A 23,427-nucleotide genomic window follows, 5' to 3' on the forward strand; every position below is an offset into this window, starting at 1 on the left:
AGCAGAGATTGTTTCCCGCAAGGAAATCGAGCCACCTGCAATCATTCAACAAGAACCTGCGACTGCTATCCGGGGGGATCGGCACGTGGCTACACCCGCCAATTTTAAACCGCCAGCCGCTCAGGCCACAGAGATAGTCGAACTGACCGGGGTTCCTTTCGATCACCTCTACGGTGAACTGCGCGATGCATTCGAGCGGGAAAGTTTCTCGTTCCAGATTGAATCCGACGGAGCGTTGCGCGTGAACGACGACATGTTCCGTTACCTGGGACTGCTAAGTGGTGATCGCATCACCGAGATCAACGGTTTCGCCGTCGCGGATCTGGCGAAGCTTCCTCCACCGCTGGGATCTCAGTTCGCAGGCCCCCGGTTGTCCATTCGCTTTCTGCGCGACAGCGTTGAACGGTCCGCATCCTTCGTCAATGTGGACCGATGAACCATCAGTCCTTTATTCTCGTTGTTGCGCTTGTCGCTGGTCATGCCGGTACTGTCGTGGCGGATACGGCACCGCCGTCCGTCGCTTCACGCTGCGGTGCGTGTCACGCACTGCCACCCGCGAACGTGCTGCCACAAAACAAATGGCGTGAAATCATCCAGAAGATGTACGAACTGGCGGCTGGTACAGTCAACGCAATAGCCCCTAGTGAGTTCGAAACCATCATCCACTGGTATGAGAGCAGCGCGCCAGAGAAGCTGGAGGCGGCATTGTGGAAAGCCGATTTCGACCGCACTTCGACGCAGTATCGGTCGACCCTGGTTCCCTCGGTCACAGATCATTCCCAGGTATCCGATGTGTTCTTTGCCGATATCCTGCCGGCACCGGGAGTCGAACTTGTAGTCGTAGATATGGGTGCAGCCAGTATCCTTGCGGGCCCACCGATGGGTCCGCTGGAGGTGCTGGTGCGGACCCGCTTACCTCTACGCGCACAGGTGGTTGATCTGGATCGGGACGGGTTTGCGGATCTGCTCATCGCCGGGATCGGGTGGGCAACTCCCTCGGATGCGAACCTCGGGACCATCACTGCCGCGTTCGGCAGCCCGGACGGGAAGTTCCAGCTACGGCAACTGGCGCGACGCCTCGGCAGGGTTAGCGATGCCCGAGCTGCGGACTTCGACGGCGACGGGGATCTTGATGTGGTGAGTTCGGTATTCGGCAACCGCAGCGGTGCAATCATCATGTTAGAGAATCTGGGTGGGAGATCCTTCTCTAGCCCTATAACCCTTGACTCCCGCAGCGGAGCAGTGCGGGTAGTACCGGCAGACCTCAATAGCGACGGCAGAATTGACATCGTGACCGCGTTTTCCCAGGAACACGAGACCATCGCGGCGTTCCTCAACCAGGGAAAATTCATCTTCGAAACCAACGAGCTATACCGCGCACCCCATCCGAACTGGGGCATGAACGGATTGACGATTGCCGATCTTGATGGAGACGCAGACCTCGACGTTGTGTTCACGAATGGTGATTCCATGGACGACGGAGTACGGTTCAAGCCCTGGCACGGCGTTTCCTGGCTGGAACAGCGGCCTGGGTTCAGGTTCGAGCCACACGACATCGGCAAACTCTATGGTGCGGTGAGTCCGCTGGTGGCGGACATCGACGGCGATGGCGACAGCGATGTGGTGGCTGGCAGCTGGTTCCTTGAATCCCCGACGCTCGATGAATCGAACGACCCACCGGGTGCCGTACTATTCGAACAGGTTCGACCCGGGTATTTTGTGAGCCACGCGCTACTGGAATCCGGTAGTACCATTCCCACGCTAGCGGCTCTGGATAACGGCGGCGATGTACCCGAGGTGCTTGCCTTTGGCTACTACCGGCTAGCGGGGATCCCCGGACACTCCGCGCTCGTTCTCACGAGGAATCCCAACTCGGGGAACTCTGAGACTGACCAGTCCGTAGAGTCCCCTGATGGCACGAAAGCACAGTAGACTCAAGGCCGAGGCGCTGGCGTGCGCAGTTTTGATCGCAGGCACACCTATGATGCGCGTGTCTTATGGTGCGCATGTAACGATGAGTGAATCGTCAGGCACACTCTCCTGCATCCCGTATCTGAAAATCCCAACTCCGCAACGACTGATGACGCTGGGCAATCCTCACACTTTCCCCAACCTTTCCCGGGACGAAGACGAGCTGAGTCCTTTCGTGACCGTGGAGTGGGATGCAACCGCCGACGCCATGCTTTACGCCACCTTCAGACAGGGCTTCAAGGCAGGCGGGTTCGATGAGGACGATCCTGGGACGTACTACGTACCAGTTGCGCAGGACTGGGAAATGGGTATTCAGGCAAACGTGAATTTCAGCGATAAGTATGAAGTTCCCGGCGATCTGGATCCGCTCATGGCTCAGGACAGCTTCTACAAACTCAATGCCCGACTCTCACTGGATTCCCTCGACGGCCGCTATCAGCTTGCTCTGATCGGGAAAAACCTCAACGACAAGAAAACCACGGCGTGGGACAACGATGTGCCGCTGGGGAATCTGCTCGGCAACAACTACTTCCAGTTCATCGATCCACCACGCACCATGGCGCTGCAGGCACAGGTGAATTTCTGACTCTTCCGGAGGACCGCTGAGCCGGAGGGCTCTCTGCTTTACCCTCCCTCTCCGCCATTAAAAAACGGGCCAACAGGCCCGTTTTTTAGGCTCTTCATCAGTTAATGGGGGACACCGGTGTTCATTAAACTGATTTTGCGAAGATCGTTTAATGGAGATACCACCGATGTCCCACGCAGGAGTCATATTAGGCATATCTGACCTTGAGATCGAGAAGGTTGATCGGGACCAGGGCATCAAGGTCTATGCCCGGCCTACCAGACGCCCCTCGTGCATTCATTGCGAGCACGAGGGGGTGAGGATCAAGGCGACCCGTCAACGAACCCTCAAGCACACGCGTCAGGGTAACCAGGTGATGACCTTGCACCTGAAGTCGCCCAAGTACCACTGCCCACAGTGCGGGCGCTATTTCTGCCACCGGTTCAAGGGCGTTCGGCCGCGCTTCAGAGCGTCGGAAGCGTTTCGGCTCGAGGTGTTCGAAGCGCATGATGGCGGCGTCACTCAGCGCAAGATCACGCGCACCCACGGCATCAGTGCGGCAACCGTCGAGCGCTGGTATCAGAGCCATTGTCGGCAACGGTGCTCTGAGATGTCGAACCGCCCCTGTCCACGGGTATTGGGTATCGATGAACACTTCTTCACCCGCCGACGAGGGTATGCAACAAGCTTTGTGGATCTGAAGAACCACAAAGTCTTCGACGTGGCACTCGGACGCTCTGAACCGAGCTTAAGACGCTATCTGAGGCGTTTACCGGGCCGGGATCAGGTAAAGGTCATCGTCATGGATCTGTCCGAGACCTACCGCAGCATTGCCCGCCGGTACTTCCCCCAGGCCACGATCGTCGCCGATCGCTTCCATGTAATCCGGCTGGTAAACCAGCACTTTCTCAAGGTCTGGCAACAACAGGATCCCGAGGGTCGAAGCAACCGCGGATTACTGAGTCTGATGCGTCGGCACGAGTGGTATCTGTCCGATGAGCAGCGCGACAACCTCAGAAGCTATCTCGGAGAATGGCCCGTGCTCAAGGCGCTGTACGATGCCAAGCAGCGGCTGAACCGCCTCCTGCTGCTGAAAGCACTGAACGCCAGGAAAGCCAGAAGCACGTTGCCCGAGTTCCTTACGCTGATTGAGCAGCTCCACGTCAGTCCGCTCCACCGGCTCGCAAAAACACTCACCTCATGGCTTGCACCCATCGTCGCCATGTGGCGATTCACGCGCAGCAACGGCATCACCGAGGGCTTCCACACCAAGATGGAAATGATGTCGAGAAGAGCCTACGGGTTCAGAAACTTTGAGAACTACCGGCTGCGGGTCTTAACCCACTGCGGCTGGGATGGCATCATCAACCGGGTTTAGTGAACAACGGCCCATCCCCATTAATCGGGTAGAGCCGTTTTTTAATGGCGGAGAGGGAGGGATTCGAACCCTCGAAGAGTTACCCCTTACACACTTTCCAGGCGTGCTCCTTCGACCGCTCGGACACCTCTCCGTGAAAATGGGTGGCGACCCAATCCAGCCACACCCCGGCGCCCGAGTCGGCTGCTACCGTTGCTCCCTTCCGGGCCTGGCGGAGTTCGCAGCTTTTCGTCGCGAGGGGACCGGAAAGGGTCACCATCGAGGGCGCGTATGCTAGGGCACCTCCGCATAAGTATCAACGCCGGTACGACACGCTGAGGCGTTGATACTTATGCGTAGGTGCCCTGGCGGAGATCCCACTTGAACGGTAGTCGCCGTGCCGCTTCCCGGGCGAACCGCGGCGAGCCTTCTATACTTCCTGCATGAAACAGAAATCGGGCACAGAACCGTGAGCTGGCCGCTCTTTGCGGTTATTCAGCTTGCCGCGCTCACGCTGGGCATCAGCGTGGCCTTCCTGGTGCGTAATCGGGCCCTCCATCAGCGTTATCGCGCCCTCTTCGAGGGACTCGAAGCCGCAGCAGAGGCCGTCGCGGCGGCCAGACTGCGAATGACGGACGGAGCAGAGCGGGTCTGGCTGCGCGATCGCCTCGAAGCTCTGGACGTCAGTACGGACATCGGAGCCCTGCAGCGGGTCATTCTGGCCAACGAGCTGGAACCTTCGGACAACCTCGCCCCGGATCTGTCAGAGTGTTTGTCAGATAACCCGATTACTCGCAGGATTCTGCGGTCAAAGTGGGAGCCGGCGAGAAAGCGCGCTCACCAGGTGGCCGAGGAGCTGATCGAAAAATACCCGCTCAGCTACGCCACGCTCAGTCAGCTGCACCTGGCTTACGGGGCATTCGATCAGGAAGTGGGTATGAAATCCCCACAGTTGTCCGATCCACCTGCGGTCGCTCCGGGGGACAGCACGGATGCTTCTCAGGAGGCGGAAAATCTTCGCGCCACGAATGAACTTCTGCAGAAGGAGCTGGAACAGACCAGAGCACAACTGGAATCGAAGCTCGCCAGCGGTGAAGCGGCCGAAGAACAGGCTGAGGATCTTAAAACTCTGCTGCAGCAATTCACCAAAGACAGTCGGGACATGATGGCCTGCATTCAGCAGCTCGAGACGGAGAATGCCACTCTGCGTCAGCAGACCGGCGAGGAGCCCGACCAGCCAGCCTCAGTGGAGGCGCCCGTTGAGGGGAGCGACGAGCCCGTACTGGGTAAAGAAAACGCTGCCTGAGCATTCCACCACCAGGCCCGCTGCTCGTGCCTGAGCCCGACATCGGGTACCCTCGCCCTACCCTTCGCCCGCGCCACCTATCTTGAGACACGATCACCGTCCCTACGCCGCCAAGCGACTGCACCGCGCCATCGAGCGTGCCTACGTCGATCACTTTGTGAGTCCGCAACTCGACGCATTGGGTCCCCATCACCAGATCATGAAGCCGTGGCACCTGAACCTGAGCGGCGCGAATATCCGCATCGGCAGAAGTGTGCACATTATCAACGCCGCGGATCGCAACGTGAACCTCACCACCTGGCAGTTCGCCGAACATGCGGGACACATAGACATCGGCGATTTCTGTCTGTTGAGTCCCGGGGTGCGCATCGACTCTGCCACCTGCGTTGAGATCGGCAGCAACAGCATGCTGGCAGCCTCCGTGTACATCACCGATGCAGACTGGCACGACCTCTACGATCGCACCCGACCCATCGGCACCACCCGCCCGGTCATTCTGGAAAACAACGTGTGGATCGGAGACAGCTGCATCGTCTGCAAGGGTGTGCGGATCGGTGCGGACACGGTGGTTGGCGCGGGCAGTGTGGTCACCTCAGATCTTCCAGCCGGTGTGATTGCAGCCGGGAATCCTGCCCGGGTCATCCGACCACTCGACGCCTCCATACCCCTGCGTCGCCGTCAGGACCTTCTCGAGGATCAGCTCGCCCTGGATCACCAGGTCGATCAGCTCGAACGTTATCTGCACGGCAGCAGGACCTGGTGGGGCTGGATGAAGTCTGTGCTGCGCCCGACCCGGGATGATTAGGTGCGGCGAGCGGCTACTGGCGGCCCAGCCGCAGCCCGGGGCCCCGGTCCTCCACATTGGAGCGGAACGGATTGATGTCGATTCCACCCCGGCGCAGAAAGTGTCCTGAGACAGAAAGCTGCTCCGGTCGACAGTAAGCGGCTATGTCGAGATAGATCTGTTCCACTGTGGCTTCGTGGAAAGCCTGATGGCACCGATAGGAAATCAGATAGCGCAGCAGTGCCGAGCGGCGGATCGGGCGTCCCAGGTAACGCACGCTCACAGTCGCGAAATCCGGTTGGCCGGTGACCGGACAGAGGCTGCGAAACAGATGGGTATAGAGGGTCTCCTTCACCATCCGCTCCTGACCATCTTCAAGCTGCAGCAGGTGGGGCGTGCGGTCGTAATGGCTCACCGCCACATCCAGCGTATCGATACAGGTCCCCGGCATATGTGAGGCGGTTGGCGGCAGCCGGCCGACATCGAGCAGTTCGATCATCACCGGCGCACGGAATGCTACGCCGAGATCTGAATTGAGGGTGCCGAGCACCTCGGATCGGCTGCCGAAACCGGTCTGGGCAAAGGAATTCAGGTAGAGCTTGAGGGACTTGCTCTCCACCATGGATGGAGAGTTACAGGGTACATTGATGCGCACCGCCGCCACTTCGGGCTTACCCGCATCATCGAGCCAGGTCAGTTCATAGGCATTCCAGACATCCTCACCTTTGAAGGGGAGCGGCTCGGGCACAGCCATAGCCTCGCGGCTGTCCGAGCGATCGATCGAAGCCAGCAGGGAGGGCGTGTAGGTATCCCTGTATTCGACCGGGCGGCCGAGCGGGAGGGCGTTTGGCAGCTTGGCTGCAGTCATGTCCACCTCGAGGTCTCTGCACCACTACACGCCGGCAGTCACGACCCGTCAACCCGGCGCCGACGAATGGCTCGATTTCCCGCGCGACCGGTGAAGGGCCCCGGGCGCTGGAGCCTGAAGGACTTCGGCGACCTGTCCGCTGATCATGGACGATGTCAGATAATTTGACACAGACAGCGGACTGTCGAAGGGCTGATGCATGCGCGAGCGACGGTGCGCGCGTGTCTGAGGGCGTCTGCATCATGGCGCGTGCTTCACGCGGGGAAACTCGGTAAGTTGCGCAGGCCAGGGGCCCGAACCAAGGAAAAGAAAGCAGACAATGCTCGAACAGATTCAACTGGTCGCCACGACTTTCGCCCGGCTCGCCTGGGGACCCTGGCTTCTGGTACTGCTGCTCGGAGGCGGTGCCTTTTTTCTTCTCTATACCCGATTTGTGCCCTTTCGCCACCTGCCACATGCCTGGCAACTGCTGCGAGGACGCTTCGACTCCGCCAGCGATCCGGGACAGATCACCCACTTTCAGGCATTGAGTTCCGCCCTGGCCGGGACCATCGGCATGGGCAACATCGCGGGTGTCGCCCTGGCGATAGCCATCGGGGGGCCCGGCGCCATTTTCTGGATGTGGATGACAGCACTGCTGGGTATCGCCACCAAGTTCTTCACCTGCTCGCTGGCCGTGATGTATCGCGGTCAGGACAGCGACGGCGTGCTGCAGGGCGGTCCGATGTATGTCATCCGCGAAGCGCTCCACAGACGCTGGCGTTTCCTGGCTTACTGGTTCGCTTTCTTCGGACTCATTGGCGCCCTCCCCGCACTCCAGGCCAATCAGCTCGTGCAGATTCTCCGTGAGGTGGTCTTCACCGGCAGCAACGGCTTCTCCGATATGGATCCTTTTGCTTTCAACCTTGCCATGGGCCTTGCACTCGCGCTGATTGCCGGATTCGTGATATTTGGCGGTCTGCCCCGGATTGCGCAGGTGGCGGGACGGCTGGTGCCTTTCATGTCCCTGCTGTACCTGACCACCGCCGTCGTCGCTCTGCTGCTCAATCTCGAAGCCATTCCCGGTGTGGTCACCCTGATCATCGGCGATGCCTTCACCGGTGACGCGGTGGGCGGGGGCGCACTCCTCGGTGTGATTCTCTATGGCGTGCAGAGGGGCGCCTATTCGAACGAGGCGGGCATCGGCACCGAGGCACTGGCCCACGGCGCAGCCAAAACCAGGGAGCCGATCCGCGAAGGTCTGGTCGCAATGCTCGGACCAATCATCGACACCCTGCTCATCTGCACCGCCACTGCATTCATGATCCTGCTTTCCGGCGTCTGGCAGGAGGGTGGCAACGGCAATGGGGTAACCCTGACCGCCGCGGCATTCGATCACATCCTCGGCACGCCGGGGGTGGTCATACTCTTCGTCTGCGTGGTCTGCTTCGCAACCACGACCATATTCACCTATTCTTTCTATGGCAGTCAGTGCGCCAGCTTTCTCTTCGGGGTTCGATCCCAGATCTACTATCGCTGCATCTACGTTGGCTTCATTGTGATTGCGAGTGTGGTATCCCTGAGTGCTGCCATAAGCATCATCGACGGAGCCTTCGCCATGATGGCTGTTCCCACCATGTTTTCGGCGCTCATGCTGGCACCGCATGTCCGGGCTGCCGCACAGACCTATTTTCACCAGCTGCGCGAATCATGAGTCAGTCCGCATCCCCGACCCCCGACTTCGGCTCCATCGCGGCGAAGGCGACAGGCTACGACGAATTCCGAGGACCGGATGGCATACGCCCACACTGGCAGTTCCTGCAGCCCCATGTGGAAGATCGCGCCTGGATCCGTCTGCAGGACGCGCGTATCTCCAGACTCCTCGAACAGAGTGCAGTCACCTATCAGGTAAACGGCGCCGATCGACCCTGGCAGCTCGACGGCCTGCCCTATGTCATTGACCCACTCGACTGGAGCAGGCTGGAGCGCGGGCTGCAGCAGAGAGCGCGTCTGCTCAATGCCATCGTCGGGGACTTCTACGGCTCCCAGACGCTGCTGCGCGGTTCACTGCCGCCTGCCCTGGCTTTCGCGAATCCGAACTACCTCCTGCCTGCGTGTGGTTATCATCCGCCTGACAACGTCTTCCTGAATCTGATCGCCTTCGATCTCGGTCGGACGCCGGACGGTCAGTGGCGGGTCCTGAGCAATCGGGCAGAGGCACCTTCGGGACTGGGCTATGCTCTCGAAAACCGCATGATCATGTCCCGCTCGGTGCCCGACCTGTTCGGGCGCGGCAGTATTGCACGACTCGCTCACTTCTTCCGCGACTACAGCGAGTCGTTGAAATCCCTTGCTGCCAGCAGCCTGGTCAGCGATGCACTGACTGTCATTCTCTCTGCGGGACCAGAGCGTACCAATGATTTCGAGCACACTTTCCTCGGCAGATACCTGGGATTTCCCGTGGTCGAAGGTGCCGACCTCACGGTACGGGACGAACGGGTTTATCTGAAAACCCTCGAAGGGCTGAAACCAGTGAACCTCGTGATCCGGCAGATCGAATCAGCCGATTCGGATCCGATGGAACTCCGCGTGCACTCCATGCTGGGAGCTCCCGGTCTGCTGAGAGCGGCGGCCAGCGGCCATCTTCTTGTCGCCAACGCGATCGGCAGTGGTGTGGTGGAAAACGAAGCGATCATGGGTTTCCTGCCGGGTCTGTGCGAGCAGATTCTCGGCGAAAGCCTCGAACTGCCCAGTCTCGCGAGCTGGTGGTGTGGTCAGACTGACGCACTCGAGTTCACGATCGACAATCTGGACAGTCTGGTTATCCACAGCGCCTTCGGACGCAAGACGCTGCTGGACACCAGAGTTACCACCTACCTCTCAACCGACTTTGGCAGCTGGGATCGGGATGAACTGATCAAACGAATACGGCGCAGCCCCTACGACTTCGTCGGCCGGGAACAGGTCGCCCTATCCGAAGTTCCTTACTGGCATCGGGAGCAGGGCTGGCGCAACGCGCCGATGACGCTGCGCCTTTACCTCGCCGCAACGCCGGACGGTTACAGCCTGCTCCCCGGAGGCCTGGTGCGGGTTGCAACCGAACAGGGTGACATCAGCAAGGACGTCTGGCTGCCGCGCGAACAGGGTGATCAGACTACCCTGCTGCCGGCTGCCGAGACGACCACCCGGCGCAGCGACCGGGATCTGACCAGTCGCACTGCGGATGATCTGTTCTGGCTGGGTCGCTATCTCGAGCGCACCGAGGGGGCTGTGCGGCTTTATCGCAGCCTGTTCCGTCACATCAGCGGTGAAGGAGAAATCAGCGAGCGTCCCCTCGCTCTGACCATTCTCGTCCGCCTGCTGACATCGATGGACTATCTTTCTCCTGCCCGTGCGCGACGCGCGATCGGCTCCAGCCGCCGGGCTGTCGAGCAGGAGCTGTGGACCATCCTCTTCGATCCGGAAAGCGATGACGGTCTCGCCCGGGTGCTGGCCAATCTGGACCGGACCGCGGAACACGTTCGCGAGCGTCTGTCCCGGGACGCCTGGCGGCTGTTCGAGAAGCTGACTTCGGTGCCTGAGCTGAGCTGGCAGGTCCACACCGTCGCGGATGCGGTTGCCCTTCTCGATGACCTGGTCGAAAAGCTCTCCGGAGTTAACGGGCAGATACACGAAAACATGACCCGGGGTCATGGCTGGCGGATGCTGGATTCCGGACGTCGACTGGAGCGCAGTCTCTATGTGGTACGGGTGATCAGAGAGCTGGCCACCCGGGAGCCTCTGGCGCTGGAATCCCTGGTACTGCTTCTGGATGTCTGCGACAGCACCATCACACATCGGGCCCGCTACCAGAGCGATCCGAGTCTGATCACTGTGCTGGACCTGCTGCTGGTCGACAACTCGAATCCGCGTGCCATCATCCATCAGATCGAATCGCTGCAGGCGCACTTTGCTGCCATGCCGCAACCGACCGAAGAACGGAGCCTTTCCGACATCGAGCGCGTTCTGCTCACCTGTCAGAGTGAACTCGCCCTCGCGGACATGGAAAAGCTCGCTGAGGTGATCACCAGGAAAGGTGTGCGCACGCATCTCAATCGACTGCTCAACCGGGTAGAGAAAAACGTGCACGAACTGCACAGCCAGATCACCGGCACCTATTTCGATCCAGCCCTGCCCAGGCGCCTGTAAGCATGGATTACCTCATCAATCATCAGACCCGATTCGAATATGAGCATCCGGCCGGCAGCTCTCACCAGGCTCTGCGGCTGACCCCGCGTGACTCAGAGTATCAGCGGGTGCTCAGTGCACAGATCCGTGTCGATCCGCTCCCCCGCACCCAGAGCCAGCGCACCGACTATTTCGGTAATCAGGTCACAGACGTTCTCATACGAGAAAATCACCACGCGCTGAAAATTCTCAGCACCTCGCGGGTCCAGGTGCGCAGCCGGGACGACATACTGCTCGATCTGAGTCCTGCCTGGGAAACGGTGGCCCAGCAGACCCGGTATCCGGACAGTGCCGGGGCCTGGGACGCAGCACGGTTCTGTTTTCCTTCTGAGCAGATCGCTCTGGAAGGCGCGCGGGAGTATGCAGAACCACTGATCACTGCCGGGAAGCCTTTTCTGAGACTGGCAATGGAACTCACCGAGCGCATTCACGAGGAATTTCAGTATCAGGGCGGCGTGACCGACGCTTATACCCCGGTGTCTGAAATTCTCAGCAATCGTGTGGGCGTGTGTCAGGACTTTGCTCATGTTGGCATCGCCTGTCTGAGAGCATATGGTCTGCCCGCGCGCTATGTGAGCGGCTACCTCCTCACCCACCCTCCCGCGGGTCAGTCAAGACTCGTCGGCGCCGATGCCTCCCACGCCTGGCTGTCGGTCTGGTGCCCGGAGTTCGGCTGGGTGGATTTCGATCCGACCAACAACATGCGCACACTCGCCGAACACATCACGCTGGGCTGGGGTCGGGATTATCTGGATGTAAGTCCCACCCGGGGATTTCTACTCGGCGGTGGCACCCAGAAACTCAGCGTATCCGTCGACGTGCAACCGATTGGAGAGTCTTTATGAGCACGCATGAAAAAGGCCCGCACGACCAGGCACCACCCGGGGCGCCGAAACCGGCGACCCGGTACACCGTCGAGCACCAGAAGCGCACTCGTGAAGAACTGCCCTTCGAAGAAGATACACGCAGTTTCGAAAACGCCGGACGCGGCTTCATTGCAACCCTGACCCCATTGACAATTCCCCACGATGCGGGTCCCAGGCGCCCGCCCGCCTACGACCTTTCAAAAATGGGTTTTCTCGATGGCCGGGCGCCGGATACCGTGAATCCCAGCCTCTGGCGCCAGGCCCGGCTTAACGCCCGATTCAACGGGCTCTATGAGGTTACCGAGGGCATCTATCAGGTCCGCTCCTTCGACATCGCCAATATGACCCTGATCCGTGGTGAGCACGGCTGGATCGTGGTCGATCCGCTGACGTCTTCGGAAGCCGCCCGGGCGGCGCTGGCTCTGGCTGATCGAGAACTGGGTGAGCGCCCGGTGGTCGCCGTCATCTATACCCACAGTCATGTGGATCATTTCGCCGGTGCGCTGGGCGTCATCAGTCCCGAGGCTGCGGAATCCGGCGAAGTCCGGGTAATCGCACCCGAACACTTCGTCGATGAAGCGCTGTCCGAAAACGTGCTCGCGGGCAATGTGATGAACCGCCGCGCGACGTACATGTACGGCAATCTGCTTACTCCCTCACCCACCGGTTTCGTCACTACCGGATTAGGCGCTGCCCTTTCCATGGGCAGTACCGGTTTCATAGTACCCAATGACCTCGTCCGGGAGACCGGCGAACGGCGCCTGATCGATGGCATCGAATTCGAGTTTCAGATGACACCGGGCAGCGAAGCGCCTGCGGAGTTCGTTTTCTACCTGCCGGAACATCGCGCCCTGTGCATGTCGGAGATAACCTCTCACCACATGCACAACGTTTACACACTGCGCGGTGCACAGGTTCGTGATGCTCTGGCCTGGAGCAGTCAGATCAATGAGTCTCTGGAGCGTTTCGGCAGCAGGCTGGAGACCCTCTTCGCCTGCCACCACTGGCCCATCTGGGGCAGAGAAGAAGCCTGCGATTATCTGGCTTCCCAGCGGGATCTCTACAAGTACATCCACGATCAGACCCTGCGTCTTGCCAACCACGGCTTTACCAAGGAAGAAATCGCCGAACAGATGCGGCTGCCTGCAAGCCTCGGCCGGAACTTCTCGAACCGCGGCTACTACGGCTCCCTCTATCACAATTCCTGCGCCGTCTATGTGAAGTACCTGGGCTTCTTCGATGGCAACCCTGCCACTCTGCACAGACTGCCACCTTCACAAGCCGGCAGACGTTACGTGGAATTCATGGGAGGCGCCGACGCTCTACTTGTGAAAGCGCAGAGCTGTTTCGATCAGGGTGAGTATCGCTGGGTGGCCGAGGTACTGAATCACCTCGTCATGAGTGATCCAGACAACGCGCCAGGTCGTGCTTTACTGGCAGACGCGCTGGAGCAGCTCGGTTACCAGGCGGAATCCGCCGTATGGCGTAACTTCTATCTCACCGGGGCACTGGAACTGCGCGAACCCACAACGACCAGCTCACGCTTCAGCGCCAGTGAGGGTATGGCCCGGGGTATGCCACTGGATAACCTGTTCCAGGCGATGGCCGTGCGCCTGAACGGACCCCGCGCCGAGGGTCTGGTGATGAAACTCAACCTGGAGTTTACCGATCTCGATCGTCCCTATCTGCTGACAATCGAAAACAGTGTTCTGCACGTCACAGGGGATCGCCGCAGCGATCACGCCGACGCCTCGCTTACCTGCACCAGTCTGAATTTCAAACGTCTGATGCTGGGAGTGGTGGAGGCTCCCGAACTTCTGGATAAAAAGGACCTGGAAGTCTCCGGTTCACCGGAGGTTCTGGTGAAGTTCACCGGGCTGTTTGACCGCTTCGCCCGGCGTTTTCCGATCATGACACCAAGAGCTTTCACGGATTGAAGGCCAGACCATTGCGCTGATCCGGCCGGGGTACCGCCTGGATACACAGTTCAGATGAGAACGATCAGCGCGGCGGTCAAAAGCAGCAGCGTTCGCGACCACCAGGCGCGCAGTGCACCGTATCCGAGCAGGTAACCCTGCAGACCGGCGACAACGAGACCGACCGCCAGGACTGCACGCAAGATCGATTGCGCAATGTCCAGCCACCCGCCCTGGAGCAGCAGGCCGGTATCAAGCACAAACAGGAAGGGTATGAAGTAAATGACACTGCCCAGGCGCATGGCGGCGACACCTGTCTGCATCGGTTTCGCTCCCGCGATGCTCGCTGCGGCATAGGCGCCTAGCGCGACAGGAGGAGTAATGAAGGACAGCATCGCCCAGTAGAGAATGAACAGATGCACGGCGATGGCATCCACGCCCTGCCCGACCAGTGCAGGCGCAAGTATCACCGCGAGAAAGATATAGGCGGCGGTAACCGTCATCCCGATACCGAGCACGAAGCTGGTGAAGGCACCCATCATGAGCAGCAGCCACAGATTATCACCAGCGATAAACAGCAGATCATTCACCAGAGTTCCGGACAGCCCGGTGATCGACAGCGCGCCGACGATCAGACCCACACCGGCCAGAACCGTGACGATTTCGATAAGCAGGCGACCGGTGGCGTTCAGGAACGCCAGCAGGCCTGTCCAGTTCCAGCGATGAGCGGGTGTCAGCTGGTTCAATACCAGCAGTGCGACCGTTGCATAGTAGGGGGCGACCGCTTCGCGCTGCATGATCAGCAACAGGAAGACGAGCAGCAGAAACGCACCCAGGTAATGCCATCCCTCTTTGAAGACGCTGCCGATACGCGGCAGCGATTCCCTGGGTGCACCGGCCAGTGCATGTTTCGCTGCGTAGGCGTCCACCTGCAGAAACAGCCCGAAAAAATAGAGCAGCGCGGGTAGCGTGGCTGCCAGGGCAACTTCGTAGTAGGCGACATCCAGGAACGTCGCCATCACGAAGGCAGTGGAACCCATGATCGGCGGCAGCAGCACCCCGCCTGTGGAGGCGCAGGCTTCCACACCGCCGGCAATCGCGCCCGTCATACCCATCCGTTTCATTGCCGGTATGGTCAGCTGACCGGTCGTGAGCACGTTGGTAACCACACTGCCACTCATGGAACCCATGAACCCGCTGCTCACCACCGCAACCTTCGCGGGTCCTCCGCGCACATGACCGAGCAGCGCAAAGGCGCTGTCGAGGAAGAATTTCCCACCGCCGGTGTGCTGCAGAGCTACACCGAAGAGCAGAAAGCCGATCACCAGTTCGGCAAACGCCTGGAAAGGCAGACCGAAAATACTTTCGATGCTCAGCGCATGGTACGCGGCGGTTTCTGCCGCACTGGCCGGCAGACCGGTCAACGGGGCGGGCATCTGATCGGCAATCAGGGGCAGAACTGAAAACGTCGCTGCGATGACGAACAGTGCGGTGCCACCCGCCCGGCGCACCGCTTCCAGCAGCAGCACCCAAAGCAGTCCCGCAAATCCCACGGCGAGAGGTGGCGCGGTAAATTCCCATCCCTCGTCGACAATCTGCTCGCCATGCGCGAAAAAGTATGCACACGCGAACAGCACACCCAGAGCCAGGATCGGATCAATCCACCGCCATCTCGGATGCGTGAAAAATACTCCAGGCAGCAGTACGCCGAGCAGCGCGAAGAAATAGTGGGTTTCCAGAACGATCCAGTTTCCCAGCAGTTGCGTACCGCCAAACATCCGCAGGGAATCGAGAGCCAGGATGAGGGCGACGACTGCTGCAGCCGCCACGGGCAGCTGTTTCAACGGGTGGTGGCCTGCTGCGCCCGCCAGATGGGATCGAACCCAGCCGCCACCAGCGCATCCTCGCGACGCTGCATCCAGATCTTCTGGAAGTCGTCGCCACTCACCGACTGCATGCTGCTCCAGGCCTGTGCGAGTACACGCTGACGTTCGATCAGGTTCGCATTATGGGATTCATCCTCGTCGTTCCAGACGCCGAGTGCGCGGAAAGCTGCCACTGCACCTTCATGATAGGGCACAACCCAGCGGAAGATCTGTCGTTCCAGCGCCCAGCCAATGGCACCGGGATCCGAGTCCCTGTAATCATCGAAGTGACTCACCAGTGCGTTGACCAGCGCTTCCACCAGTGCCGGGTCAGTATCGGCCAGTCCGGTCAACAGCGGGTAAGGATAGGTGCCGCCTTCATGGGGTTGCAGCTGGGATATCCCAGCGCCGCGGGTGGCGATATGCGGATGAAAATAGGGTGCCACTTTCCGGATTCGATCCCAGCAGGCTGTATCTGTATGCGAAACCGTAGGCCAGTGGATGCCGCGCGGCGATGCTTCCAGTTTTCGGGTGGGTCCGGATACGGTGGTCGCGTAGGCCGCATCAATCTGATTGTTGACGATGCCATTCCACATCGCGCCATAGCCGGGAAACTCAACCCGCTCAACGTCGGCCCAGGTCAGTCCACCGCAGGCAAGATACGCCTCGGTGCTGACATTGAGCGAAGGCGCACCGCGAACATATGGCACCCGCTTGCCACGCAGATCGCTCAACTGCCGCACACCGGAATCTGCTGCCACTCCCAGGGCCTGATTGCTCTCACCGTTGGAGGTCATCACCAGCCGCAGAGGGATCGGACCCCAGGCGGGTGCGGCGAACTGAAAAACACCTTCCGATGCAAAGTAGGTAGCCACGCCATTGGCGGAAAACTGAACCCGGCCGCTGATCAGAGGCAGCAGTCGGGAAACGTCGTTTTTGCCTGGCAGTACGCGAAGGTTCACCCCGTAGTGATCCTTCAGCATTTTGCCGATGCCGACCGCCTGGCTGTAGCCGGTCGTTCCGAGGTTATAGGCGCTCCAGGCCATGTTACGCGGTAGTGCTGAATCCGCGGTCCACGCGCCACCGGATCCGGCAGCTGCACACAGCAGCAGCACAGAAGCTGTCAGCCGAAGCCGCACACTGCCCCGCCGCGCCGCGGCAGTAAGCCGGCAATCCGTTGCATGCACCATCTGCACCATCCTTAAGTGATAGCCATTAACCGATATCCATTGGGAGCCAGCGGGAGAAAGTATTTCAGGCAGGCGCTGATGCGGTATCCGCGTCTCAGAGCTTCGCGCAGATCAGCAGCTGTCGGCGATACCTGATCCCAGGGAGCCGCTGATCAGGCAGCAACGCCTGAGAGGTTCCCTAGCCGCCATCGAGACGACTCTGCAGCCACTGCTGCGCCACATCCGGCGCCAGCGGCATGCTGAAAACAGCACCCTGCCCTTCGCTGCACCCCTGCTCCTGCAGCAGTTCGATCTGCTCGGTCGTTTCTACTCCCTCTGCGACCACCCGCAACTTCAGGCTGCGTGCCAGATTGATGACACCGGCAGTCACCGCAGCACTCGACCAGTCTTCGGTGATGTGACGGACGAAACTGCGATCGATTTTCACCACATCGATCGGCATCTGATGCAGCTGGCCAAGCAGCATGGATTCCTTGCCGAAGCCATCGAGCGTGATACCTACTCCGATTTTACGGAGTTCTTCGAGCACGGCAACCGCGGTATTCAGATGTTCCGGGAGTTCCGATTCGGTGATCTCGAGCTCGAGCAGTCTGGGCGCGATTCCGTTGTCCAGCAGAATACCGCTCACGAAATCAGGAAAATCCGATCGCAGATAGTCGCGGCCCGACAGATTCACAGCGACCGGAACCGCGGGGATGCCCGCATCCTGCCATCGGCGGCTCTGCCGGCAGGCCTCCCCGAGTACCCAGCGCGTCACTTCGCCGATCAGGTCGAGCTCTTCCGCCAGCGGAATGAACTTCGCTGGCGGAATGTTGCCAAGTTCCTCGTCCTGCCAGCGCACCAGCGCCTCCAACCCGGTCGTGGCTTCACCGTCGAAGTCCACCCGCGGCTGATATAGAAGGTGGAAAGCACCGCCTTCGAGCGCAGTGCGCAGGCGCTTCTCAACCGCTGCGCGATCCGCAACCAGTCGGTTTATCGAATCGGAGAAAAAGGCAAAACCGCCCAGTTTCTGCTCGTCGACGTGCGCAACCGCTATCTGGGCATTGCGTATCAGCGCTTCCTGGCTTTCGCCGTCTGCGGGAAATATGCTGATGCCGAACCTGGCCTCGAGCCCGTATACGATGTCGTCGACGATGAATTCATCCGCGAGTGCATCGACCAGCCGACCGGCGATCGCCGTGACATCCTTAAGGCGTTTGAATTCAGAGAGCACAATGAGCAAACGCCAGCGATCTGAACCACCGGAACTGCGGTCTTCCGCAATGAGATTGGCCGTCTGTCCGATCACATCGTGATTACGCAGCTCCTGCACCAGCCGTTCCGCCATACCAGAGAGCAGTGCTTCTTTGACAACCGTGCTGAGTGCCACAGCGCCCGGCGCGGGTCTGCAGTCGACGGCCAGCACCGCGAGCTGGCGTCCGTAGCGCTGGGCGTGGCGGATTTCATAGGTCAGGTGGCGTTCGAAAAAAGCACTGCTCGGGAGTCCGGTGAGGCGATCCTGATAGCCGAGCCGGTCCAGCTGATTCTGCAGGGAGTCGACTGCGGCAGCGGCGTTCTGCAGCGCCGATACGACCGCACCGAGCTTGTTCATTCGCAGTTTCATCTGCTCGGCGGTAAACGGGCGGACCAGGAAATCAATCGAGGGAGAAGCATCGATCTGCAGACGCAGCGCCTCCAGCTCATCCTCATCAATGAGCAACAGACAACTCCGCCCCCCTTCCGTGTGCTCACCCAATGCGCGACGCAGACCTGCCAGATCTGGAAAATCGCCACTGTCGAGCACAGCCAGCTGGGCCGTTTCCTGCTCCCGCATCCGAGGTCCTCTTGTCTGGCGGTCGCCCTGACCACCTCCCAACACGTCAAGGTAGCTCAATGAAGGTTGTCTGTTGTGAGGATTTGTCGGCAGTATGAGCCAACTCCGGCCGGACAATTCTGCCGGCTCATTCAATATTGTCGGTGACAGGATGCTACAGGATTGCGCCGCTATGATGAACAAAACCACGCCGGGCGCCGCAGAACCCACCAGAACCAGTACCACCGCCATCATCCTCTGCGGCGGTGCCGGACGCCGCGCGGGCGGGGCTGACAAGCCACTGTTCGAGTTCGCTAACAAGCCACTGGTCGCGCATGTGGCCGCATCTCTTCAGCCGCTGGTCAGCCGGATCCTCATTTCTGCGAACCGGAATCCGCACCTCTACAGCCGCTACGGCGAAGTCATTGCAGACAAAGCACCCGGCTTCACGGGACCCTTATCGGGTGTGGCCGCCTGCCTCGAACAGACAGACACGCCCTTCGCCATCGTCTGCCCCGGGGATGCACCCCGAGTAACGACCCGACTGTGGCAGAAGCTGTTGGACGCGCTGAGCACGTCTGAGAAAAACGTTGTCTGCGCACAGGATGGCACCCGCCGCCAGCCCCTGTTCCTGGCAATCAACTGCCGGTCGCCGCTCAATCCACTCACGCACCTTGAGCGCTATCTGGCTGGCGGTCAGCGCAGTGTCCTCGGCTGGCTGGAGCGGATAGGAGCGATGGACGTGGACTGCGCGGATCTCGCTGTACAGCTTGAGGACGTGGACGACCTCGGTGAACTGCAGTCTCTCGCACGTTCATCCATCCGTCCCATTCCCCCCAGCGATGGCTGATGCTCCGACGGCCTGATCCAGGTTGCGCGCTACGCCCGCACCTGTGACTGGGTGTAGTTTTCCACCCCCAGCCTGTCGATGAGGGACAGCTGGGTTTCGATCCAGTCGATGTGTTCCTCTTCCGAACTCAAAATGGCAGCGAACAGATCCCGACTCACATAGTCGCCAGTTTTCTCGGCGTATTCTATCGATTCCCGAAGATCCGGCACCGCCTCCATTTCGAGTTTGAGATCGCACTGGAGGATCTCCTGTACATTCTGGCCGATGTAGAGCTTTCCCAGGTCCTGAAGATTCGGCAGCCCTTCGAGAAACAGCACCCGGGCAATCAGCTCATCGGCATGGCGCATCTCGTCGATGGATTCCTCCCGCTCATGGGCGGCCAGCCGGGCCAGTCCCCAGTCCTCGAACATCCTCGCGTGCAGGAAGTACTGGTTGATGGCAGTCAGTTCGTTGCGCAGCGCGCGGTTCAGATGGGCGATGATTTCGCTGTTGATGGGTTGCATATCGCTGTGTCCTTACCTCGCGGCCATGATCTGGTGGAAAACGGCTCACACGATGCCCGATGCGTTCGCGAGAATCAAGTCGATATAGGCTCTAACTGATTGATATTAAATAAAAATAATTTTCCGTCCGGGTCCCCGCCGTGGACCGCACCCATTTGGAGTAAGTGCAGTTGCAATCGAGAATGATTTGCATTTAAATGCGGGCAGACTCACCTTCAGGAAAAACGATGTACGTCTGCCTCTGCAAAGCGGTCACCGATGATCAGATCGTGGAAGCCGTAGACCAGGGTGCTGTTGCGGTGAATCACCTCGAAGACGCCTGCGGACTGGGGACCGGTTGCGGTCGATGCCGGGACTTCGCTCAGCAGATCATCGACCAGCGCCTCGCCGAGGCCCGATCCTACGCCGCCTGAGGCCTCGAGCCGCATACCGCACATACCTCCAGAACCACTCCCCTGTGCGGTCTCATGCCAGGTAGAATCCCCGGATGTCCGAACCAGTCGATTACATCGAGCGCACCCGGGAACAGTATCAGGCCCTTGGGTATCCGCCTTACCAGTGGATTGAAAACCCGGACCAGCCTCCGTTTACTCCCCTGGCCGTGCCGCTCTCCCGGGCGCGCATTGCACTGCTCGCCTCCGGCGGCATTTATCGCCACGGCCAGGTCGCATTCCATTTCAAAGACGACATCAGCTTCCGGGAAATACCGGTGGATACGCCGACGGCGGAGCTTCGCATCTCCCACTTCGCCTACGATGTCACGGATGCGCGGGCAGATCCGAACGTGGTCTTTCCACTCGCCGCGCTCCGCGCGCTGCAGCATTCCGGACGGATCGGCGAACTCTCTGATCCGGCCTACACCTTCATGGGCGGTATCTATTCCGCCCGAAAAGTACGGGAGGTACTGGCACCAGCGCTTGCTGATCGACTGATTCGCGACGAGGTCGATGCCGCCATCCTGGTCCCTGTCTGACCAGTCTGCCATCAATCCGTGGGATTGATCGCAAGAGAAATCGAAGCACGCGGCATCGCCACCATCTGCTTATCGAGCGCCTGGTCGATCACCCGCTCAGTGAATCCTCCCCGGGCCGTTTTCCTGGATTTCCCCCTGGGCCACACCGCAGGCAAACGCGATGATCCGGCCCTCCAGCGCAAGATCATGATTGATACCCTCAGTATGCTCGATGGTATCCAGATACCCGGCACACTCCGCAAGCTCCCCTATCAGTGGCAGTCGGACGATGCCTGGAAAGACACCGTGATGCGCCCGCAATCCGTTGGCGGGCGCGGTTCGAAGGTGCGGGATGATCGCGTCGCCCGCCACGAACTTCCCCAGTACCAGAACGAAGCGGACAGGCTGGCCGCGGAGCGTCTGCTGCGAACCGGCCAGTGCCCGGGCTGCGTTTTCCTGTCGGCCTGAAGATCTCCTGACACCCTGTCCCGCTGAGCGCAGGCCGCTGGACGCACGCTCGCCGTTGGGCTTGATTGAAATCTGTGACCCACACCCCCGATACCGGCCTGAGAATCACCTATGGTGACCGGAACCACGCGGTTCCCGGGCCTTCTGTCATGGCCGCAACCGACGACAGGCTGCAACGGTGGCAGGGAAGCCTCAAGCAGCAGGACAACACGGAGATTTCCATGTCGAAGACACCCACCAGCTCCGGTATCCGTCACCTCGATAAGCCGGTCCTCTCCGTCGTGCTCGTGTTCAGCCTGTTGCTCGGAGGCTGCGCCTCGTTGAGCGAAAGCCAGTGTATCGCCGGAGACTGGCAGACGGTCGGCATGAGAGATGGTCTGGCCGGGCAGCACAGCGCACATCTCCTCAACCACCAGAACGCCTGTGTGAAACATGGTGTGGTGCCCGATCGGCAGGCATACCTGGCCGGCTGGGAACAGGGTGTCAGGCAGTATTGTCAGCCGGACAACGGCTTCGTCGTCGGTGAGCGCGGTGCCGGCTACAACAACGTCTGTCCTGCCCATCTGCAGGGCGCTTTTCAGGAAGCCTACGAAGAAGGTCGGCAACTGTATGAAGCCCAGGCTGCCATCGATCAGTTCAATCGCACCATTGCCCGGAAATCAGACAGACTCCGCCAGATCGCCGCGCAGCGTACCAGTGCCGAGGCCGACCTGATCGATGAGGCTGCCACTGCTGCAGAACGCCGTGAACTGCTCGAACTGACACGGAGTCTCAGCCGGGAAGAAGGTGCCCTGCAGGCGGAAATCCAGGATCTGGAAATCGCTGTGGCTGTCAGGAGCGAGCGCCTGCGGGTGCTTCGATCTTCGCTGATCGCCGGCTACTGAAGCAGATTCAGTCGCCGGAGCGGGCAAGCAGCCACCACTTCATGGTGCTGGTGACCAGTGCAGACGCATCCTGCTGTACGAAGTGACCCGCTCCGGGCGCACTGACAATCGTCACATCCTGTTCGATCCAGTCCCAGGTGTTATTGAGACCGTCTGAATGCAGCGCCGTATCTTCCAGCCCGTGGAAAATCAGCACCTGGGCATCCAGCGCTGGCAACAGCGGCGCCGGTGCAGATCCCAGTTCGGGCGGCGGTGGATAATTCATCTTGTAGTACGCCAGCATGGCGTCGAAGTCGGATCGCTCGAAGGCCTCGACGTAACGCGTCCGGGCCTCCGGATCCCGGACCCAGCCGGCCAGTGACCGGGTCGTCATCGGTCCGCCGAAGAATACATCCGCATCGGACGCTGATTTTTCCCGGAAAACCGCAGCGTAGCCCGTGTTGGCCCGCGCCACGGGATTACTTGCCACCGTCCGCGCGATGCCATTCGGATGGGGCAGGTTGAGAATCACCAGCTTGTCCAGCATTTCCGGGTGGGTGAACGCAAAGTTCCAGGCGACCGCCCCACCCCAGTCGTGCCCGACCACGACCGCCTTCTTAGCGCCAAAGTGGCGGATCACCGCGGCCACGTCCTCAACCAGCAGAGCCATGGCGTAATTCTCTTTTCCCTGCGGGGCTCCACTGAGGTTGTAACCGCGCTGGTCCATTGCCACGACCTTGAAATGGTCCTGCAGTCCAGCCATCTGATCCCGCCAGCTGTACCAGAAGTCCGGAAAGCCGTGGATCATCACCACCAGAGGTCCCTCGCCGATGGTGGCGTAGTGGATTTTCACATCGCCGCTGCTGGCATAACCGTGCTCAACATCATCCCAGAGTTCCGACCATGCTGTGGATGCCGCCGTTGACAGCAGCAGCGCAAGTAGTACTTTCATGCATTCTCCTCTGTTCCCGGGGAGGCGCTGATACCTGCTCAGAGGCTCCCGAGGCATTGTATTACTCCTCGCTGTGCCGATGTGCAATCATCCTCAGCACACAGACAGCCGACTCTTCCATCGTGAAGCGTCCAGACAACCAACCGACAATCT

The 23,427-nt window shown here is 60.1% G+C and carries 21 protein-coding genes, 1 tRNA gene and 1 other RNA gene; 14 read left to right on the forward strand and 9 right to left on the reverse strand.

Features of this window, described 5'->3' with window-relative positions; genetic code table 11:
- Positions 1-85 precede the first annotated feature (85 nt).
- The 4 genes from R3E82_07140 (at position 86) to R3E82_07155 (ending at position 3,914) form a co-directional block, all read left to right on the forward strand.
- The gene (locus R3E82_07140) at positions 86-436 is read left to right on the forward strand and encodes a hypothetical protein (protein MEZ5550644.1); all 351 of its coding nucleotides are present in this window, start codon (positions 86-88) and stop codon (positions 434-436) included.
- Entirely contained in the window at positions 433-1,932 is a 1,500-nt protein-coding gene (locus tag R3E82_07145) for an FG-GAP-like repeat-containing protein (GenBank protein ID MEZ5550645.1), read from the forward strand. Before R3E82_07140 ends, R3E82_07145 begins: the two co-directional genes overlap by 4 nt.
- A gap of 82 nt (positions 1,933-2,014) precedes the next feature.
- Positions 2,015-2,557 carry a hypothetical protein gene (locus R3E82_07150; protein MEZ5550646.1) on the forward strand — a complete coding sequence of 181 codons (543 nt, stop codon included), beginning with the start codon at positions 2,015-2,017 and terminating at the stop codon, positions 2,555-2,557.
- A gap of 166 nt (positions 2,558-2,723) precedes the next feature.
- Entirely contained in the window at positions 2,724-3,914 is a 1,191-nt protein-coding gene (locus R3E82_07155; GenBank protein MEZ5550647.1) for an ISL3 family transposase, read from the forward strand.
- 45 nt (positions 3,915-3,959) lie between these two features.
- Here R3E82_07155 and R3E82_07160 read toward each other — a convergent pair.
- A tRNA-Ser gene (locus tag R3E82_07160) sits at positions 3,960-4,047 on the reverse strand.
- A gap of 18 nt (positions 4,048-4,065) precedes the next feature.
- Positions 4,066-4,162: signal recognition particle sRNA small type (gene ffs, locus R3E82_07165), an RNA gene on the reverse strand.
- Between the two features lie 200 nt (positions 4,163-4,362).
- Here ffs and R3E82_07170 point away from each other — a divergent pair.
- Positions 4,363-5,199: a hypothetical protein gene (locus R3E82_07170; GenBank protein ID MEZ5550648.1), complete on the forward strand. Its 837-nt coding sequence runs from the start codon at positions 4,363-4,365 to the stop codon at positions 5,197-5,199.
- A gap of 82 nt (positions 5,200-5,281) precedes the next feature.
- On the forward strand, positions 5,282-6,004 hold the full coding sequence (locus R3E82_07175) for an acyltransferase (GenBank protein MEZ5550649.1): 723 nt from the start codon (positions 5,282-5,284) through the stop codon (positions 6,002-6,004).
- 13 nt (positions 6,005-6,017) lie between these two features.
- On the opposite strand, the gene queF is transcribed toward R3E82_07175, so the two are convergent.
- Positions 6,018-6,851 (reverse strand): NADPH-dependent 7-cyano-7-deazaguanine reductase QueF, encoded by an 834-nt coding sequence (gene queF / locus R3E82_07180; protein MEZ5550650.1) that lies wholly within the window; start codon positions 6,849-6,851, stop codon positions 6,018-6,020.
- Between the two features lie 319 nt (positions 6,852-7,170).
- On the opposite strand from queF, the gene R3E82_07185 reads away from it, so the two are divergent.
- The 4 genes from R3E82_07185 to R3E82_07200 are packed head-to-tail and all read left to right on the forward strand — an operon-like array spanning position 7,171 to position 13,860.
- Positions 7,171-8,544, forward strand: a complete 1,374-nt coding sequence (locus R3E82_07185; protein ID MEZ5550651.1) for an alanine/glycine:cation symporter family protein — start codon at positions 7,171-7,173, stop codon at positions 8,542-8,544.
- Positions 8,541-11,018 carry a circularly permuted type 2 ATP-grasp protein gene (locus R3E82_07190; protein MEZ5550652.1) on the forward strand — a complete coding sequence of 826 codons (2,478 nt, stop codon included), beginning with the start codon at positions 8,541-8,543 and terminating at the stop codon, positions 11,016-11,018. Before R3E82_07185 ends, R3E82_07190 begins: the two co-directional genes overlap by 4 nt.
- 2 nt (positions 11,019-11,020) lie before the next feature.
- A complete protein-coding gene (locus tag R3E82_07195) occupies positions 11,021-11,902 on the forward strand; it encodes a transglutaminase family protein (GenBank protein ID MEZ5550653.1) in 882 nt (293 codons plus the stop codon).
- Positions 11,899-13,860: an alkyl sulfatase dimerization domain-containing protein gene (locus R3E82_07200; GenBank protein ID MEZ5550654.1), complete on the forward strand. Its 1,962-nt coding sequence runs from the start codon at positions 11,899-11,901 to the stop codon at positions 13,858-13,860. The genes R3E82_07195 and R3E82_07200 overlap by 4 nt, the downstream gene beginning before the upstream one ends.
- A gap of 50 nt (positions 13,861-13,910) precedes the next feature.
- On the opposite strand, the gene R3E82_07205 is transcribed toward R3E82_07200, so the two are convergent.
- The 3 genes from R3E82_07205 to R3E82_07215 all read right to left on the reverse strand — a co-directional run bounded on the left by R3E82_07205 (position 13,911) and on the right by R3E82_07215 (position 18,707).
- A complete protein-coding gene (locus R3E82_07205) occupies positions 13,911-15,683 on the reverse strand; it encodes a TRAP transporter fused permease subunit (GenBank protein MEZ5550655.1) in 1,773 nt (590 codons plus the stop codon).
- Entirely contained in the window at positions 15,680-16,894 is a 1,215-nt protein-coding gene (locus R3E82_07210) for a TAXI family TRAP transporter solute-binding subunit (GenBank protein MEZ5550656.1), read from the reverse strand. Before R3E82_07210 ends, R3E82_07205 begins: the two co-directional genes overlap by 4 nt.
- Positions 16,895-17,072: 178 nt before the next feature.
- On the reverse strand, positions 17,073-18,707 hold the full coding sequence (locus R3E82_07215) for an EAL domain-containing protein (protein ID MEZ5550657.1): 1,635 nt from the start codon (positions 18,705-18,707) through the stop codon (positions 17,073-17,075).
- 172 nt (positions 18,708-18,879) lie between these two features.
- Here R3E82_07215 and mobA point away from each other — a divergent pair, with 172 nt between their 5' ends.
- Complete coding sequence (gene mobA / locus R3E82_07220; GenBank protein MEZ5550658.1) at positions 18,880-19,536, forward strand: molybdenum cofactor guanylyltransferase MobA; 657 nt, start codon at positions 18,880-18,882, stop codon at positions 19,534-19,536.
- 29 nt (positions 19,537-19,565) lie between these two features.
- Here mobA and bfr read toward each other — a convergent pair whose 3' ends face one another.
- Both bfr and R3E82_07230 read right to left on the reverse strand, forming a co-directional pair.
- Positions 19,566-20,039: a bacterioferritin gene (bfr, locus tag R3E82_07225; GenBank protein MEZ5550659.1), complete on the reverse strand. Its 474-nt coding sequence runs from the start codon at positions 20,037-20,039 to the stop codon at positions 19,566-19,568.
- A gap of 215 nt (positions 20,040-20,254) precedes the next feature.
- Positions 20,255-20,467: a hypothetical protein gene (locus R3E82_07230; protein MEZ5550660.1), complete on the reverse strand. Its 213-nt coding sequence runs from the start codon at positions 20,465-20,467 to the stop codon at positions 20,255-20,257.
- Positions 20,468-20,526: 59 nt separating this feature from the next.
- On the opposite strand from R3E82_07230, the gene R3E82_07235 reads away from it, so the two are divergent.
- The 3 genes from R3E82_07235 (at position 20,527) to R3E82_07245 (ending at position 22,343) form a co-directional block, all read left to right on the forward strand.
- Positions 20,527-21,012, forward strand: a complete 486-nt coding sequence (locus R3E82_07235) for a glycine/sarcosine/betaine reductase selenoprotein B family protein (protein ID MEZ5550661.1) — start codon at positions 20,527-20,529, stop codon at positions 21,010-21,012.
- Between the two features lie 24 nt (positions 21,013-21,036).
- Positions 21,037-21,459, forward strand: coding sequence for a hypothetical protein (locus R3E82_07240; protein MEZ5550662.1), 423 nt, complete (start codon positions 21,037-21,039; stop codon positions 21,457-21,459).
- Positions 21,460-21,533: 74 nt separating this feature from the next.
- Positions 21,534-22,343 (forward strand): DUF2799 domain-containing protein, encoded by an 810-nt coding sequence (locus R3E82_07245; protein MEZ5550663.1) that lies wholly within the window; start codon positions 21,534-21,536, stop codon positions 22,341-22,343.
- 7 nt (positions 22,344-22,350) lie between these two features.
- Here the strand turns inward: R3E82_07245 and R3E82_07250 are convergent, their stop codons facing one another.
- Complete coding sequence (locus R3E82_07250) at positions 22,351-23,274, reverse strand: alpha/beta hydrolase (protein MEZ5550664.1); 924 nt, start codon at positions 23,272-23,274, stop codon at positions 22,351-22,353.
- Positions 23,275-23,427: the final 153 nt, after the last annotated feature.

The organism is Pseudomonadales bacterium (genome assembly GCA_041395945.1).
GTDB lineage: Bacteria > Pseudomonadota > Gammaproteobacteria > Pseudomonadales > Azotimanducaceae > SZUA-309.